The 14,252-nt window shown below is 67.1% G+C and carries 11 protein-coding genes; 6 read left to right on the forward strand and 5 right to left on the reverse strand.

Features of this window, described 5'->3' with window-relative positions:
• Positions 1-346 precede the first annotated feature (346 nt).
• The 4 genes from LOC60_RS03695 to LOC60_RS03710 all read right to left on the reverse strand — a co-directional run bounded on the left by LOC60_RS03695 (position 347) and on the right by LOC60_RS03710 (position 5,125).
• A complete protein-coding gene (locus LOC60_RS03695) occupies positions 347-1,300 on the reverse strand; it encodes a YsnF/AvaK domain-containing protein (RefSeq protein WP_230022151.1) in 954 nt (317 codons plus the stop codon).
• A gap of 219 nt (positions 1,301-1,519) precedes the next feature.
• The gene (locus LOC60_RS03700) at positions 1,520-3,208 is read right to left on the reverse strand and encodes a long-chain-fatty-acid--CoA ligase (protein ID WP_230022154.1); all 1,689 of its coding nucleotides are present in this window, start codon (positions 3,206-3,208) and stop codon (positions 1,520-1,522) included.
• Positions 3,209-3,289: 81 nt separating this feature from the next.
• Positions 3,290-4,255: an ATP-grasp domain-containing protein gene (locus tag LOC60_RS03705; RefSeq protein ID WP_230022155.1), complete on the reverse strand. Its 966-nt coding sequence runs from the start codon at positions 4,253-4,255 to the stop codon at positions 3,290-3,292.
• Between the two features lie 117 nt (positions 4,256-4,372).
• On the reverse strand, positions 4,373-5,125 hold the full coding sequence (locus LOC60_RS03710; protein ID WP_230022156.1) for an SDR family NAD(P)-dependent oxidoreductase: 753 nt from the start codon (positions 5,123-5,125) through the stop codon (positions 4,373-4,375).
• 134 nt (positions 5,126-5,259) lie between these two features.
• Here LOC60_RS03710 and LOC60_RS03715 point away from each other — a divergent pair, with 134 nt between their 5' ends.
• From LOC60_RS03715 to LOC60_RS03725, 3 genes are all read left to right on the forward strand, one after another.
• Positions 5,260-5,937 (forward strand): phosphoribosyltransferase, encoded by a 678-nt coding sequence (locus LOC60_RS03715; protein ID WP_230022157.1) that lies wholly within the window; start codon positions 5,260-5,262, stop codon positions 5,935-5,937.
• 164 nt (positions 5,938-6,101) lie between these two features.
• Positions 6,102-6,698, forward strand: coding sequence for an HdeD family acid-resistance protein (locus LOC60_RS03720; protein ID WP_230022166.1), 597 nt, complete (start codon positions 6,102-6,104; stop codon positions 6,696-6,698).
• Positions 6,699-6,949: 251 nt separating this feature from the next.
• Entirely contained in the window at positions 6,950-8,236 is a 1,287-nt protein-coding gene (locus tag LOC60_RS03725) for an ammonium transporter (protein WP_230022168.1), read from the forward strand.
• Between the two features lie 86 nt (positions 8,237-8,322).
• Here LOC60_RS03725 and LOC60_RS03730 read toward each other — a convergent pair whose 3' ends face one another.
• Positions 8,323-10,116 (reverse strand): thiamine pyrophosphate-requiring protein, encoded by a 1,794-nt coding sequence (locus tag LOC60_RS03730; protein WP_230022171.1) that lies wholly within the window; start codon positions 10,114-10,116, stop codon positions 8,323-8,325.
• Positions 10,117-10,316: 200 nt separating this feature from the next.
• On the opposite strand from LOC60_RS03730, the gene LOC60_RS03735 reads away from it, so the two are divergent.
• From LOC60_RS03735 to LOC60_RS03745, 3 genes are all read left to right on the forward strand, one after another.
• Complete coding sequence (locus tag LOC60_RS03735; protein WP_230022173.1) at positions 10,317-11,327, forward strand: helix-turn-helix domain-containing protein; 1,011 nt, start codon at positions 10,317-10,319, stop codon at positions 11,325-11,327.
• A 148-nt stretch (positions 11,328-11,475) separates the two neighbouring features.
• A complete protein-coding gene (locus LOC60_RS03740; protein WP_230022175.1) occupies positions 11,476-12,594 on the forward strand; it encodes a sugar ABC transporter substrate-binding protein in 1,119 nt (372 codons plus the stop codon).
• Positions 12,595-12,679: 85 nt separating this feature from the next.
• On the forward strand, positions 12,680-14,239 hold the full coding sequence (locus tag LOC60_RS03745; protein ID WP_230022177.1) for a sugar ABC transporter ATP-binding protein: 1,560 nt from the start codon (positions 12,680-12,682) through the stop codon (positions 14,237-14,239).
• The last annotated feature ends 13 nt before the right edge of the window (positions 14,240-14,252 follow it).

Raw genomic sequence — 14,252 nt, forward strand, 5'->3', positions numbered from 1 at the left:
GGGGCGGGCCCAGGCTGTCGGGTAGGATCAGCCGGTTCGCTTATAGTGCCCGGCCCTGGACCTGTCCCGGACCGGCAGCGGACAGGCTATCCCACCCATTGGTGCCGCTGTGGCTCAAGTGGTCCCGCCAACAACATGAGCACCATTCAGTGGGACCCTGTGCTGTCCATCCGGACGCTTCCCCGTCCGGTAGCGATCTACTGAGCAGATCCGGGATGCCCATCCGCTCAGAAACCCCGGGCCGGCACGTCACCAGCACCCCGCCGTGCACAGCACAACGGCGGACCCCGGAAGCCCGGGACCCGCCGTCGTGCGTTGAAGGGGTCGTGCGTTGAAGGGTTAGGACCTAGCGGCCGCTACCGGACCCGGACCCCGAGGACCCGGACCCCGAACCCGAGGACCCCGACCCGCCGGACTTCTTCCCGCGGGAGGAAGAGTCATTGACGTCCGTGTCGATCTGCTCCTTGCGGACCTCTTCGGAGACGCTCTCGGTGCCGGTCACCGTCTCGGTGTCCAGGCGAACGCGCTCCACCGGCTCGGTGTGCTTCGACACCACAGCCTCTTCGGCATGGAGCGTCACTTCGTGCTCGTCTTCGCTGAGCTCGGCACCGGACAGGGCATCCCCCGCATTGGCATCCGTAATGGGCTCACGCTCGATCCGCACTTCCTCGTGGCTGACCGGTACCTGCTTGGTGACGGTCTCCGTCACGATGTATTTGCGCAGCCGGGCCTTGCCCACCGCACGGTTCTCGGTTCCGACGTTGATGCGCTCCTCCGAACGGGTCATGGCATCATCCGAGCCTGACCCCGAGCCCGACCCGGAGCCCGAGCCCGAACCGGAAGACGAGGAAAGGTTGGACGTGCCCGTGCCGGACGAGGTGCCGGCAGTCCGGCTGTCCGAAACCGTGCCGCTGCTCAGGCCACTGTCCCGCGTCTCGGTAATGGTGTCGGTTTCCGACACGGATTCCGAAGAACCGTCGTCGTAGCTGAAGCCGTAATACCGGTAGAGCGTGACTTCCTCGTCGGGGCTGATCGAACCGTCGCTTTCAATATGCGGCGCGTTCTTGACCTCTTCCTTGGAGTAGGGCACCAGGACGTCCGAGCCCTCAACGGATGCCTCGCTGAGGGGGATAAACGTTTCCGACGTGCCGAAGAGGCCGGTGTTCACGGTGACCCATGCCGGCTCGTCGGTCTGGTCGTCCAGATAGAAGGTACCTACGGAACCGATGCGGTCACCGTTAGGGCCAACTACACTGCCCGAACCGCTCATGAGTCCTTCGACCTGCTGATTCGTGATCATCTTGTTCTCCTCGCGACAGCGAATCCGCCGCGTCGGTTGACCGGCGGTAATTCACCACTGGCCTGATCGGAGACAGAGGACAAGGCGGTCGGTTATCCGCCTGCGGCTCCGGGCCGGCTGGTTGACTGGTGAGGCACCTGGCATGCATACCAAGCCCACTTACAATTCCAGCCCCCTGCCTCCGGACCCGTCAATAGGTACTTACTGCGAGGAGGGGAACTACGCGTCCTGCAGCAGCTTGTCCCGCACCTGGCGGCGCAGCACCTTGCCCAGCATGGACTTGGGCAGTTCCTCAATAACCACGATCTTCCGCGGCACCTTGTAGGGCGTGAGCCGTTCGCGGCAGTAGGCGCGCAGTGCGGCCTCGTCGAGTTCGGCACCTTCCTGGAGCACGACGGCGGCCACCACCTGCTCGCCGCCGTCGGCCCGGGGCAGGCCCACCACGGCGGCGTCGAGGATGTGCTGGTGGGTGCGCAGCACGTCCTCAACCTCCGACGGCGAGACGTTGAAGCCGCCGGTGATGATCAGTTCCTTGCGGCGGTCCACCACCTTCACGAAGCCGTCCTCGTCCACGGTGACGATGTCCCCGGAGCGCAGCCAACCGCCGTCGAGCAGTACCTCGGCAGTGCCCTCGGGGTTGTTCCAGTACCCGGCGAAGACCTGCGGCCCCCGGATGAGCAGCTCGCCGGCGTTACCGGGTTCGACGTCGTTCTCCGGGTTTTCCGGATCGACAACGCGCATCTCAGTGCTCGGGAACGGAACGCCGATGGTGCCGTTGCGGCGCGACTCGGCGAAGGGGTTGCCCAGGGCCACCGGGGAGGATTCGGTCAATCCGTAGCCTTCCACCAGCAGGCCGCCGGAGACCTCTTCCCACAGTTTCACTGTTGCCGCCGGCAGGGTCATGGCGCCGGAAATGGCGTAGCGGATGGTGGAGAGGTCCACGCCGCGCTTCTTGGACTCGTTCGCGGTCTTTTCGTAAATCGGCGGGACAGCGCAGAACACGGTGGGCTTGGACTTCTTGGCGGCGGCCAGCACCAGGTCCACATCGAACTTGGGGAACAACACGAGCCGCGACCCGGTGAGGACCGAGAAGGTCAGGTACAGGGTGAGGCCGAAGGCGTGGAACATCGGCAGGACGCCGTAAATGACTTCCTTGCCTTCCTGCGCGCCGTGCATCCAGGCCTTGCCCTGCAGCGCGTTGGACCGCAGGTTGTAATGCGTCAGCATCACGCCCTTGGGCAGCCCCGTGGTGCCGGAGGTGTACTGCAGCGCCGCCAGGTCGGTCACCTGCGGACGCGGGTGCTCCGGGGCCAGCGGTGCGGAGTCCAGCAGTTCCTCCCAGGACATGGTGTGCTCGGTCTTGGCGGTCAGGCCCTCGCGGGTGCGCCGCAGGGAGGGGACCGGAAGGGCCAGCGCCATCCGCTTGATGCGCGGCATGGCCTTGGTGATGTTCACGGCCACGATGGTTTCCACGGCCACGTCGCCGGGGAAGTCCTGCACCTTCTCCACTGCCTTGTCCCAGACAATGGCCACCTTGGCGCCGTGGTTCTCGAACTGGTGCCGCAGCTCGCGCTCGGTGTACAGCGGGTTGTGGCCGACGACGACGGCGCCCAGCCGGAGCACGGCGTAGAACGCGATGAGGTACTGCGGGCAGTTGGGCAGGATGATTGCCACCCGGTGGCCCTTCCGCACGCCCAGCTTCCGCAGGCCTTCGGCGGCCCGGTTGATCCGGTCCCCCAGGTCCCGATACGTGGTTTCGGCGCCGAAGAACTCCAGGGCCACCTTGCTGCCGAACCGCTCCACTGCCTCTTCCATCATGGCGGTGAGGGATTCGGTGGGCAGCTCAATCTCCGCAGGAACGCCGGGCTGGTAGTTCTTGACCCAATACGGTTCCAGGGCAGCGGACATGGAGGTCTCCTTCAGGTTGGGCTATATCACGACTATATCGAGGCCGCGGCCCTGTGGATAAAAAAGTTGTGCCGCACCACGCTATCCCACGGCCGGCGCCAGGGACGCCAGATACCGGGCCAGGGCGCGGGGCGCGGACTGCGGCGCAACGGCCTCCACGGCGGCGTTGTAGTTCGTGTTGGTGTTCACGTCGTAGGTGAGCAGGCGGCCGTCGGCGGCCTCGATGAACTCAATGCCGCAGACCTCCAGCCGGTTGCGGCGGGCGAACTCCAGGTACTTGCCGATCACGGGATGATCGAAATCCTCGCGCAGGCTGAACAGCTGGGTGTCCGCGTCCGGGGCAATGGTGGCGCCCGGCGGCATGATCGGCTTGCCGGTGGACGGGTCGATGGCGCAGGCATCAGCGGGGCAGAGCTGGAAGCCGCCGCGGGCCGTATCCGCCTTGATGGCGTAGATGAATTCCCCGCCGACAATCTCCGCACGGGTGATAAACGGCTCGGCCGCCTGGATGTACTCCTGGATGAGGGTGATGCCGTCCGCCGGCTCCTCGAAGTCCTCCGACGCCACGTAATCCGCCAGTTCCCCGTGGGATTCGAACTTCCGCACCCCGAGCCCCTTGCCGCCCTGGTTGTGCTTGGTGATGAACGGGGCGGGGAACTCCTTGGCCGCGGCGAGGATCTGGTGGCGTCCGACGGCGGCCACGGTGCGCGGGGTGTCGATGCCCGCGGCCCGCAGCGCGGTCAGCTGGTCCACCTTGCTCATTTCCAGTTCCAGCACGCGCCGGCCGTTGACCGTGCGCCGGCCGTGCGCCTCCAGCCAGGACAGCACCGCCCGGGCGTAGTCCTTGGACAGCCCGTGGTCCCGGGTATGCGAGGACGCACTGATCCTGGACCAGAAAATCCCCTCCGGCGGCACCGAATCCAGGTCCAGGACGCCGTCGGTCAGCAGCCACTCCTCCACGTGCACACCCTCGGCCTCGAAGGCACGGGCAAACGGCGGGAACCATTCGGGGTTCTCATGCAGGGCATAGACCGTGGGGGTGCTCATGGGACTCGCTTTCGCCGGTTTCGTCGACGGCCCCGGGAAGGGCCGGCGTGCACAGCAACCCTAGGCCCGACGGCGGGGCGCCGCCAGCTTCCGTGACGCCCGACGTCGGCCGCTCCCCTACCGCCCGCGGCCCGCCAGCCGCGCCACGAGGGCCTGCGGTGCCCGGTTGCCCACCGTGGCCAGCACCCGGTACCGCTTGGACGGAATGGAGATGCCCCTGCCTGCAAACGCATCCGCCAGGGCTTCGCGCACCACCCGGTCCGCATTGAGCCACATCCACTTGGGGTAGAGGCTCTTGTCCATTTCCATCCGGGCATGGAAATCCGTGTGCACAAAGCCCGGGCACACGGCGGTCACGGTGATCCCGCGGTCCCGGTAATAGAGGTTGGCCCAGCGGCTGAAGTTGATCACCCAGGCCTTGGCTGCGCTGTAGGTTCCCCGGGGAATGAAGCCCGCTACCGAGGCCACGTTGATGATCCGCCCGCCGCCGCGGGACAGCATCGCGTTCAACGCAGTGTGGCTCAGCTGCAGCGGTGCCTCCACCAGCACCTTCAGGTGGTCAACCTCCGCCTGCAGCTCGTTGCGGGCAAAGTCGTTCTTCAATCCGTATCCGGCGTTGTTGACCAGGAGTCCGACGTCGGGTTTCTGCACCCGGCGGGCGACCGCCGCGACGCCTTCGTCGGTGGCGAGGTCGGCCGCGATCCACTCGGTTTTCACCGAGTAGTCCCGGGCCAGCTCCGTTGCGGTGGTTTCCAGCCGTTCGGTATTCCGCCCGGTGAGCACCAGGTTGTAGCCCCGCTGCGCCAGTTGGCGGGCAAACTCCGCGCCGATCCCCGAGGTGGCTCCTGTGATTACTGCTGTCTGCGTCATACGGCCACCTTTCTATGCCGCGGCAGGTTTGGCAACGCGGCCGGTTGTGCGGACCCCTTGCCGGTGGGTGCGGCGGTCCCTAGCTTGGGAGGAACACCGAGTTCCATTCCGCCCCACCGGATCCGACCCTTCCCATGTTCTTCTCCGCCTCTGTTCCCTCCGCCGGCTGGGTGGACCGCGCCGACGCCGGCCGGACCCTCGCCGTCGGGCTGGCCGGTTACTCGGGTACCCCGGGCCTGCTGATCCTGGGTTTGCCCCGCGGCGGGGTTCCCGTGGCAGCCGTGGTGGCCCGCGCATTGTCCGCACCGTTGGACGTGGTGGTGGTGCGCAAGATCGGCTATCCGGAGCAGCCGGAACTGGCCGCCGGCGCAGTGGCGGGCATCGCGGGGACGGTCTGCGTTGTCCGCAACGAGGAGGTGCTCCGTTATTGGCGCAGCCGCAGCCCGGACGCTGACGCCCGGTTCGCCGCCGCCGCCGAGCAGGAGCTTGCCGAGGTCCGGCGCCGGGAGGAAGTGTTCCGGCCGGGGACACCGGCGCGGCCCATCACCGGCGGGACGGTCATTGTGGTGGATGACGGGCTGGCCACCGGCGCGACCATGCGCGCAGCCCTCGGCGCGGTCCGGCAACTGGAGCCGGCCCGCCTGGTGGCCGCCGCGCCGGTGGCGTGCGGCAGTGCGGCGGAACTCCTCATCCCGCCTGCCGACGACGTCGTTGTGCCCTGGGCGCACAGCGGGCTGGACGCCGTGGGGCTGGCCTACCGCAGGTTCGGCCAGACCACCGATGCCGAGGTGCGGACCCTGCTGGGCGTATAGCCAGGAAGGGGCCGCCGGACGTGCAGGCCCGCCCGCCGGAAGGATCCATGCCGGGCTTGCCGGTTCCGCTGCCGTTCCCTAGAGAAGCAGGGCATCCGCGGCGGATACTGGGAGAACCGGTGTCCCGCCGGGCCGATGGGGGAATCTCTCTGGAGGTCTTGAGAATGTCCGCATCAGGCAGCGCTTTCCATCAAGAGGGCGGGTTCGCACTGGACGCCCTGAACCTGGCTAAGTCCGCTGTTCGCGGCATCCGCCTCGGACTGGGGATCACCGGGCTGGTTTCAGTGGTTCTGGGACTGCTGATCCTGTTCTGGCCGGGAGCCACGCTCGAGGTGCTGGCGGTCCTTTTCGGCCTGTACTTCGTCATTGCCGGCGCGGTCCGTATCCTGCTCGGCGTTTTCACCGGGCTGGGCGCAGGATTGAAGATCCTTAATATCCTGGTGGGCCTGGCCCTGCTGGTGGTGGGGGTCATTGCCATCCGCAACCCTTTGGAAACCCTGACCGCGCTTGGGCTGGTGATCGGGATCGCCTGGATAGTGGAGGGTGTGATGGCCCTGGCCGAGTCCGACCGCGGCGGGTCCCGCTGGTTCGCCATTGTCCTGGGCATCCTCAGCATTCTTGCCGGGATAGTGGTGCTCTTCATTCCGCTGGAGTCCCTCGCCGTCCTGGTGATTTACGGCGGCATCTTCCTGGTGGTCCTGGGCGCCGTCCAGATTATCCGCGCGTTCGCCTTCGGCCGCGGCATGCCCCGGACGGCCTAGGGACCCCCGCCCGCGGCCGCCGGGCACCGCCAGGCATGCACATCCAGAAAGCTCCCAGCAGACGTCCAGTTCCCGTTAACGCAGCCCTAACCTGTTGGCGCTCCCGGCCGTAACATGCCGGCCCCACGCTTAAAGCAGCGCCGCGGATACCGGGTGCCGGCCAGCTTCGGGGGGCTGACCCCTCCATATTCTCCGCCCGGCTGCGTCGGCAGAGGCAGAAACGGGCGCACAACCCGAACGGGAGTACCTCCATGGACTCTGGAAACACGGCCTGGCTGCTGGCCAGTTCCGCATTGGTCTGCCTGATGATCCCCGGGATCGCCTTCTTCTACGGCGGCATGGTGGGCTCACGGCGGATCCTGAACATGATGATGATGTGCTTCGGCGGGGCCAGCCTCGTGGCCGTCCTCTGGGTGCTTTACGGCTATTCCGCAGCGTTCGGTGACTCGCTGGGCGGGGTGGGCCTGCTGGGCGATCCGCTGGAATACCTCGGCCTCTCCGCACTCCTTGCCGAAGATCCCGCCGCGTCCATTCCGGTGGCCCTGTTTGCCGCCTTCCAACTGATGTTCGCCTGTGTCACCACCGCCCTGGTTGCCGGGTCCGCCGCCGGACGGATGAAGTTCGGCGCCTGGATGGTCTTCGCCGGCCTCTGGGCCACGCTGGTCTACTTCCCGGTAGCGCACTGGGTCTTCGCTTTCGACAACGCAGAGGGCACCGTGGCCGGCGGCTGGATTGCCAACCAGCTGGGCGCCATCGACTTCGCCGGAGGCACTGCAGTGCACCTGAACGCAGGCGTTGCCGCCCTGGCCCTGGCACTGGTCCTGGGCCGCAGCAAGGGCTGGCCCAACTCGCACGGCCAGCCGCACAGCCGGCCGCTGATCCTGCTGGGAGCAAGCCTGCTGTGGATCGGGTGGTACGGATTCAACGCCGGCTCCGCCCTCAGCGCCGGCCACTCCGCCGCCGTCGTCTTCCTTAATACGGCAGTCGCGGCAGCTGCCGGCATGCTCGGCTGGATGCTCATGGAACGCCTGCGGCTGGGGCGCTCCTCAAGCCTGGGTGCGGCGTCGGGCCTGATCGCCGCACTGGTGGCCATCACCCCCGCCTGTGGGGCGGTCAGTCCCCTGGGCGCCGTCGCCATCGGCGTGATTGCCGGGCTGGTCTGCTCGCTGGCCATCGAACTGAAGTTCCGCCTTGGCTTCGATGACTCGCTGGACGTGGTGGCGGTACACGCCGTCGGCGGCCTGCTGGGCACCCTCCTGATTGGCCTGTTCGCCACCGAGGCAGCACCCAACGGGGTGAGCGGCCTCTTCTACGGCGGCGGCTTCTCCCTGCTCGGCACCCAGGCAATCGCCTGCGGAGCCGTACTCGTCTACTCCTTCGTGGTGACCTGGCTGATTGCCAAAGTGCTGCAGCTGACCATCGGCCTGCGCATCCCCGAAGAGAGCGAACTTCGAGGCATCGACCTGATGGCCCACTCCGAATCCGCCTACCTGAATGATGAAGAACCCGTGGAGCTCGGCGCACCGACCCGCACCTAGGTCCGGGGCACCGAAAGCCGGAACGGGCGTACCCTCCGCGGGTGCGCCCGTTCCGTCGTCCCGGGCCTGCTCCCGGACCGGGCTGCTCAGAGATCCCGGTACAGCCCTTCTTCCTGCTCCAGGTACACGTCCAGCATCCGGCGCGCATGTTCGCCCGCGGCACCCTCCTGCGCCAGGCCGTCCTTCATGGTCTCGGCCTGGACGGCACCGCTGGGGAAGGGCGGCAGCAGCGGCACCGCAGGATCGGTGACCACCTCAATCAGGAACGGACGTTTGGCGGCGAGCGCCACGTCCCAGGCCTCGCCCAGCAGTTCCGGATCCTCCACCCGGATGCTCTCCAGCCCCAGCAGCTTGGCGTACTCGGCATACTTGAAGTCCGGCAGCGACTGGCTGTCCTCGAACCGCGGATCCCCCTCCATCTCGCGCTGTTCCCAGGTGACCTCCGCCAGTTCGCGGTTGTTCAGCACGCAGAGAACAAACCGCGGATCCTCCCACTTCCGCCAGAGCCGGCTCAGGGTAATCAGTTCCGTCACTCCGGCCATCTGCATGGCGCCGTCTCCGGAGAGCGCCACCACCGGACGGTCCGGATACGCCAGCTTCGCGGCCAGGCCGTAGGGGACGGCGCAGCCCATGCTGGCCAGCGTGCTGGACAGGTGCGCGGGCACGCCCTCCGGAAGGTGCAGGTGCCGCGCGTACCAGTACACGGAACTGCCGACGTCGACCGCCACCTGGGCGTTGTCCGGCAGGCGCAGGTTCAGCTCGTACACCACACGCTCCGGGTTCACCGGGTCGGCGGGCGTCATGGCCCGAACCCGGGCCAGCTCGTGCCAGCGGCGGACGCTTTCCTGGACCCGCTGCCGCCAGGGCGCATCCGGCCGGGCGTCCAGCAGCGGAATCAAGGCGTCGAGGGTGGCTACGGTGTCTCCCGTGATGCCGACCTCCACCGGGTAACGGTTGCCGATCGCGGAAGCGTCCCGGTCAATCTGCACCCCCCGCGCGGTTCCAGGCTTTGGGTAGAACTCCGTCCACGGGTCGCTGGACCCGATGATCAGCAGGGTGTCGCAGTTATCCATGACATAGCCGGCGGAACTGGTGCCCAGATGCCCCATGGTTCCGGCGGAGAGCGGCAGTGTTTCATCCACGTACGGTTTGCCGAGCAGGCTGGTGGTGATGCCCGCACCGATCTTCTCGGCCAGGGCGCGAACCTGGGCGCGGGCGTCCCGGGCGCCCTGCCCGACCAGCAGGGCCACGCGCTCGCCAGCGTTGATCAGTTCCGCGGCGGCCCGGATATCCGCTTCCGCCGGTGAGGTCCGCGCGGGACTGAACACCGGGACGGTGTTGAGGATGCCGTGCTCCTGTTCCAGTTCCGGCGCCGGTGCCTGCTGCACGTCATGCGGAATGATGACGACCGCCGGAGTGCCGGTGGCCAGCGCCTTCTTGAACGCCCGGTCCAGCACCAGCGGGACCTGCTCGGGGGAATTGATCTGCTGGCGGAACGCCGAGGCGACGTCCCGGGTCAGGTTCATCAGGTCCACTTCCTGCATATAGGAGGAGCCCAGCACACTCCGGGACTGCTGGCCCACAATGGCCACCACGGGGGCTCCGTCCAGCCGGGCGTCATACAGGCCGTTGAGCAGATGGATGGCACCGGGACCCTGGGTGGACATCATCACGCCTACCCCGCCGGTGTATTTGGCATGTCCCACAGCCATGAAGGCGGCGTTTTCCTCGTGCCGGACCTGAATGAACTCGGGGTCGCCGCTGCGGCGCATCGCGCCCAGGACGGTATTGATGCCGTCTCCGCTGTAGCCGAACACCCGGTCCACGTTCCAGGCCTGCAGGCGTTCGACAATCAAATCCGCTACGAGCCGCTCGCTCATGGAAGCCTCCTATGCTCAGCATGCTTATGGTGTTGCCCCACTATTGCATTTGGTTCCCGGTGCGGAAAACCCCAAGGCGGGCGGATCATGGCCCGGTGCTGTGCTGAATCCACTGGTGGTGACAGGGATCACCTTTCGCGTACCCTTGGATGCACTGCCCTGGTCCCGTGACGAAGATGCCCCGATTGGAGGTGCCGGCCGTGCCCGCTCCTGCCCCGAAGAAGAAGGATTCCGCACCCGCCGGCCCAACCCCCGAAGGCGAGCGCCGGACAAGCCGGTTCTCCACCGCCCAGGCCCCTCTGCGCCAGCGGCTGGACCTGTGGGAGGAATACAACGAGCAGGCACTGTTCGGACTGCGCTGCAGTACCCTCTCCGAGCGAAGCCTGCTGGCCACGCAGACCAATCTGGTACTTCCCCGGATCCGCCTGACCCACATCAGCGGCAATGACCACGTGATCGAACGCGCGCCGGAGAATATCCGCAGGAATCCGGTTGACGCCGTGATGCTCTGCCTGCTGATGGAGGGGGAGGCGTTCTTCTACCACGACGCCGGCTGCGAAACCCTGGTGGCCGGTGAAGCCGTTGTCTATGACGCGAACCGCCCCTTTATGTACGGCTTTTCCACGGACATGCGGCAGGTCATTGTCGAGGTGCCGCGCGCGGTACTGCGGGAACAGTCCGCCCGCGAGGATTACTTCCGGCCGCGGGTGCTCCGCATCGCCGGGTCGCCCGCAGCCACGCACGCGAAAACCACCGCCAACGCCGTCCTGGGCGCCTTCCGGGACCCGGTCGGAGACATGGATGAGCTGGAGCGGAACGTGCTGGAAATGTTCTCCATCATTACCGGTGAGCCCGGGGCTTCCCCGTCTGTCGCCTATCTCGCAGCCTCCCGTGATTTCATCCAGGCGCATCTGGGCGAGCCGGACCTCTCGATGCCCCGGGTAGCCCGGGCCGTGGGGATCAGTGAACGCCACCTGACCCGGGTTTTCGCGGAGGCTGGAACCAGCCCGGCAAAGTATGTGCTGGAGAACCGGCTGGCACGTGCCCATGAACTGCTGGCCGATCCCACCCACAGCGCCACCCCCATTACAGAGTTGGCGGCTTCAGTCGGCTTCGTCTCCGCCGCGCACTTCTCCCGCGCCTTCCGCCAGCAGTACGGCTGCACACCCCGGGACGCGCGTGGTTCATTGGCATTGCGCCAAGCAGACTAGGCCGGCAGGCCGCCGTCGGGCCGCCGTCGGGGATTGCCGGATCCGGACATCCCCTTACCTGTTCCGGACAACTGCTTCGCAGCGCGCGGCCCCCCGGCAACAGTGAGAGCTACATCACATCACGTGTCATCCCGAAAGGCTCCGGCCCATGAAAACCCCTTCCCGCCTCCTCGGCCTGCTCGCCGTCCCGGCGCTGGCCCTGTCCCTCGCTGCCTGCGGAGGTTCCGACGACGCCGGCACGCCGGGCACCGCCGAAACCTCATCCTCGTCCGTAGATACTGCGGCGCTCGAGACCATGCTTACCGACTTCCAGAAACCCCTCGAAGAAGAGGTGCCCACGGAGTCCCCGGCCATCGCCAAGGACAAGAGCATCGTCGTCATCCCCTGCACCTATTCCTCGGAAGCCTGCGCCCGTGGCGCAGATGCCGCCATGGAAGCGGCCGAATCCCTCGGCTGGGAGACCCGCATGATCGACCCGGCCGGAAACCCGGAAAAGGCCCGGCAGGCCATCGACCAGGCAATCCAGCTCGATGCCGACGGCATCATCTTCACCGCCGCCGTCGGGGACCAGATCGACGCCTCGCTGACGAAGGCACGCGACGCCGGCATTTTCCTGGTCAACAGCATGTCCCCCGCCGATGACCGCTTCGACGTCGAGGTTGTCCCGGACGAGGACGTTTCGGGCAAGATGATGGCCGCGGCCATCGCCCAGGACAGCGGCGGAGACGCGAAGATCCTGGTCACCACCGACCCGGCGTTCCCCTCCATCACCACCCGCACCGCCGCTTTCGAGAAGTGGCTGCCCGAGTTCTGCGCCGGCTGCGAGATTGTCGAAACGATCGAAACGCAGATGTCCCAGCTGCAGTCCGGACTGCCGCCGCAGATCCAGGCGACCCTGACCGCCAACCCCGACATCGACTACATCTGGACCCACACCGGTGCCGCCGTCGTGTCGACGCAGGCCACTGTGGAGCGCAGCACCAACGGCGACAAGATCAAGATGGTTTCGTATGACGGGAACTCCGCCAACCTGGACCTGATCAAGGACGGCAAGAGCCAGTTCGCCGATGTCATCAAGCCGATGGAGCACACCGGCTACCTGTCCGTCCATGAGATGAACAAACTGTTCGCCAACGGCGCGAACGGCCACCAGATCATCGAAATGCCCAAGCGGATGGTGCTGCAGGAGACCCTGCCCGAGCTGCCGTGGACGGGTGACACCAATTGGAAGTCATCCTTCACGGCCTTGTGGGAGAACGCGGGCTAGATCCGTCGGAACCCACGCGGCCGGCCCGGGAAACCGGGCCGGCCGTATACCGCTTTCCCCGCACCCCCCATCTTCAGGAGTACCCATGGAGCACACCGCTGCCCTGAGCATCCGCGGCATCAGCAAGACCTTTACCGGACAACGGGCCCTCGACGACGTCAGCCTCGATATCCAGACCGGCAAAGTCACCGCGCTGCTGGGAATGAACGGTTCCGGAAAGTCCACGCTGATCAAGATCCTGGCCGGAGTCTATGCACCTGATCCGGGCGGGAGCCTGGCCGTCCGCGGCAAGGATCTGGGACTGCCCCTCACGCCCTCCGCCGCACACGCCGCGGGCCTGCGGTTCCTTCACCAGGATCTGGGACTCGTGGACGCACTGACCATCGCCGACAACTTCGCTCTCTCCGACGGTTTCTTCGCCCGCAGCTCCTTGTCCCCGGTGAAGCTCCGGAAGGAACACGCCCACGTGGCGGCCACCTTGGAACTTTTGGGGATTGACGAACACCCCGGCCGGCTGGTCGCGGACCTTACCCCCTCGACCCGCACCATGGTGGGCATTGCCCGGGCCTTCCAGCACCGTTCCGGAAACGGAGGCGACGCCGGACCCGCCGACGTTGACGCGCTCCGCCGGAACATCCTCGTCCTGGACGAACCCACGGCTTCGCTGCCGGCGCACGAGGCAGACCGCGTGCTGGCTCTGCTGGACATGCTGCGCAGCCACGGCGGAACCGCTGTCTACGTGAGCCACCGGATCGAGGAGGTCCGGCGCATCGCGGACAACGTTGCCGTACTGCGCGACGGCCGGCTCGTCGCCGATGAGCCGCTGGGCGAGCGGGATGCCGCGGCCATCGTTTCCCTGGTCATCGGCCGCGAGCTGGAGGCCCCCGCCATCCGCAGCGCCGAGGAACGCGAAGGCCCGGTGCTGCTGAGTACCCGCGGCCTCAGCGGCCCCCGGCTGGACGGCCTTGACCTCGACGTGCACGCCGGCGAGATCGTGGGGGTAACCGGGCTGATCGGCTGCGGCCGCAGCGAGCTGGTCCGCCTGATTGCAGGCGCCCAGCAGCCGGCGGCCGGATCCATGACCCTCGCCGGCAAACCCTATGCACCGGATTCCGCAGCGGCCGCAATCGCTGCCGGGGTGGCCTGCGTTCCGCAGAACCGCCGCCGGGACGGTGTTGTCCTGGATCTGGGCGTCGGGGAAAACCTGACCCTCGGACGCCTGGGCCGCTACACCCGCGGACCGGTCGTAAACCGTGCTGCGGAAAAGGCTGCCGCCGAGGACCTTTCCCGCCGTTTCCTCGTCAAGGCCGCATCCCTCGCCGCACCCGTGCGCAGCCTGTCCGGCGGAAACCAGCAGAAAGTGGTTGTGGCACGCGCGGCAAGCGGCTCACCGCTGGTGCTGCTGCTCGACGAGCCCTCCCAGGGGGTGGATGCCCTGGCCCGCCAGGAAATCAGCCGGCTGCTGAAGGAACTCGCCGACGACGGCGTCGCCATCCTGGTGGCCAGCACCGACTACGACGACTTCGTTGGCCTGGCCGACCGGGTTGTGGTCCTGGACCGGGGCCGGATCGCCAGGGAGCTTTCGGGGACGGATGTCACCGAGGACGGGATCGCTCTCGCCTGCCAGACCGGCGCACCGGCCTAAGCCGCACCCCCAC

The sequence above is a fragment of the Arthrobacter sp. zg-Y769 genome (assembly GCF_020907405.1).
Classification (GTDB): domain Bacteria; phylum Actinomycetota; class Actinomycetes; order Actinomycetales; family Micrococcaceae; genus Arthrobacter_B.

Bases quoted from the DNA above. Each gene is read 5' to 3' on its own strand.
- LOC60_RS03725 (WP_230022168.1), top strand. From the start codon at position 6,950: ATGGACTCTGGAAACACGGCCTGGCTGCTGGCCAGTTCCGCATTGGTC.
- LOC60_RS03730 (WP_230022171.1), bottom strand. From the start codon at position 10,116: ATGAGCGAGCGGCTCGTAGCGGATTTGATTGTCGAACGCCTGCAGGCC.
- LOC60_RS03745 (WP_230022177.1), top strand. From the start codon at position 12,680: ATGGAGCACACCGCTGCCCTGAGCATCCGCGGCATCAGCAAGACCTTT.
- LOC60_RS03740 (WP_230022175.1), top strand. From the start codon at position 11,476: ATGAAAACCCCTTCCCGCCTCCTCGGCCTGCTCGCCGTCCCGGCGCTG.
- LOC60_RS03715 (WP_230022157.1), top strand. From the start codon at position 5,260: ATGTTCTTCTCCGCCTCTGTTCCCTCCGCCGGCTGGGTGGACCGCGCC.
- LOC60_RS03720 (WP_230022166.1), top strand. From the start codon at position 6,102: ATGTCCGCATCAGGCAGCGCTTTCCATCAAGAGGGCGGGTTCGCACTG.
- LOC60_RS03695 (WP_230022151.1), bottom strand. From the start codon at position 1,300: ATGATCACGAATCAGCAGGTCGAAGGACTCATGAGCGGTTCGGGCAGT.
- LOC60_RS03710 (WP_230022156.1), bottom strand. From the start codon at position 5,125: ATGACGCAGACAGCAGTAATCACAGGAGCCACCTCGGGGATCGGCGCG.
- LOC60_RS03700 (WP_230022154.1), bottom strand. From the start codon at position 3,208: ATGTCCGCTGCCCTGGAACCGTATTGGGTCAAGAACTACCAGCCCGGC.
- LOC60_RS03705 (WP_230022155.1), bottom strand. From the start codon at position 4,255: ATGAGCACCCCCACGGTCTATGCCCTGCATGAGAACCCCGAATGGTTC.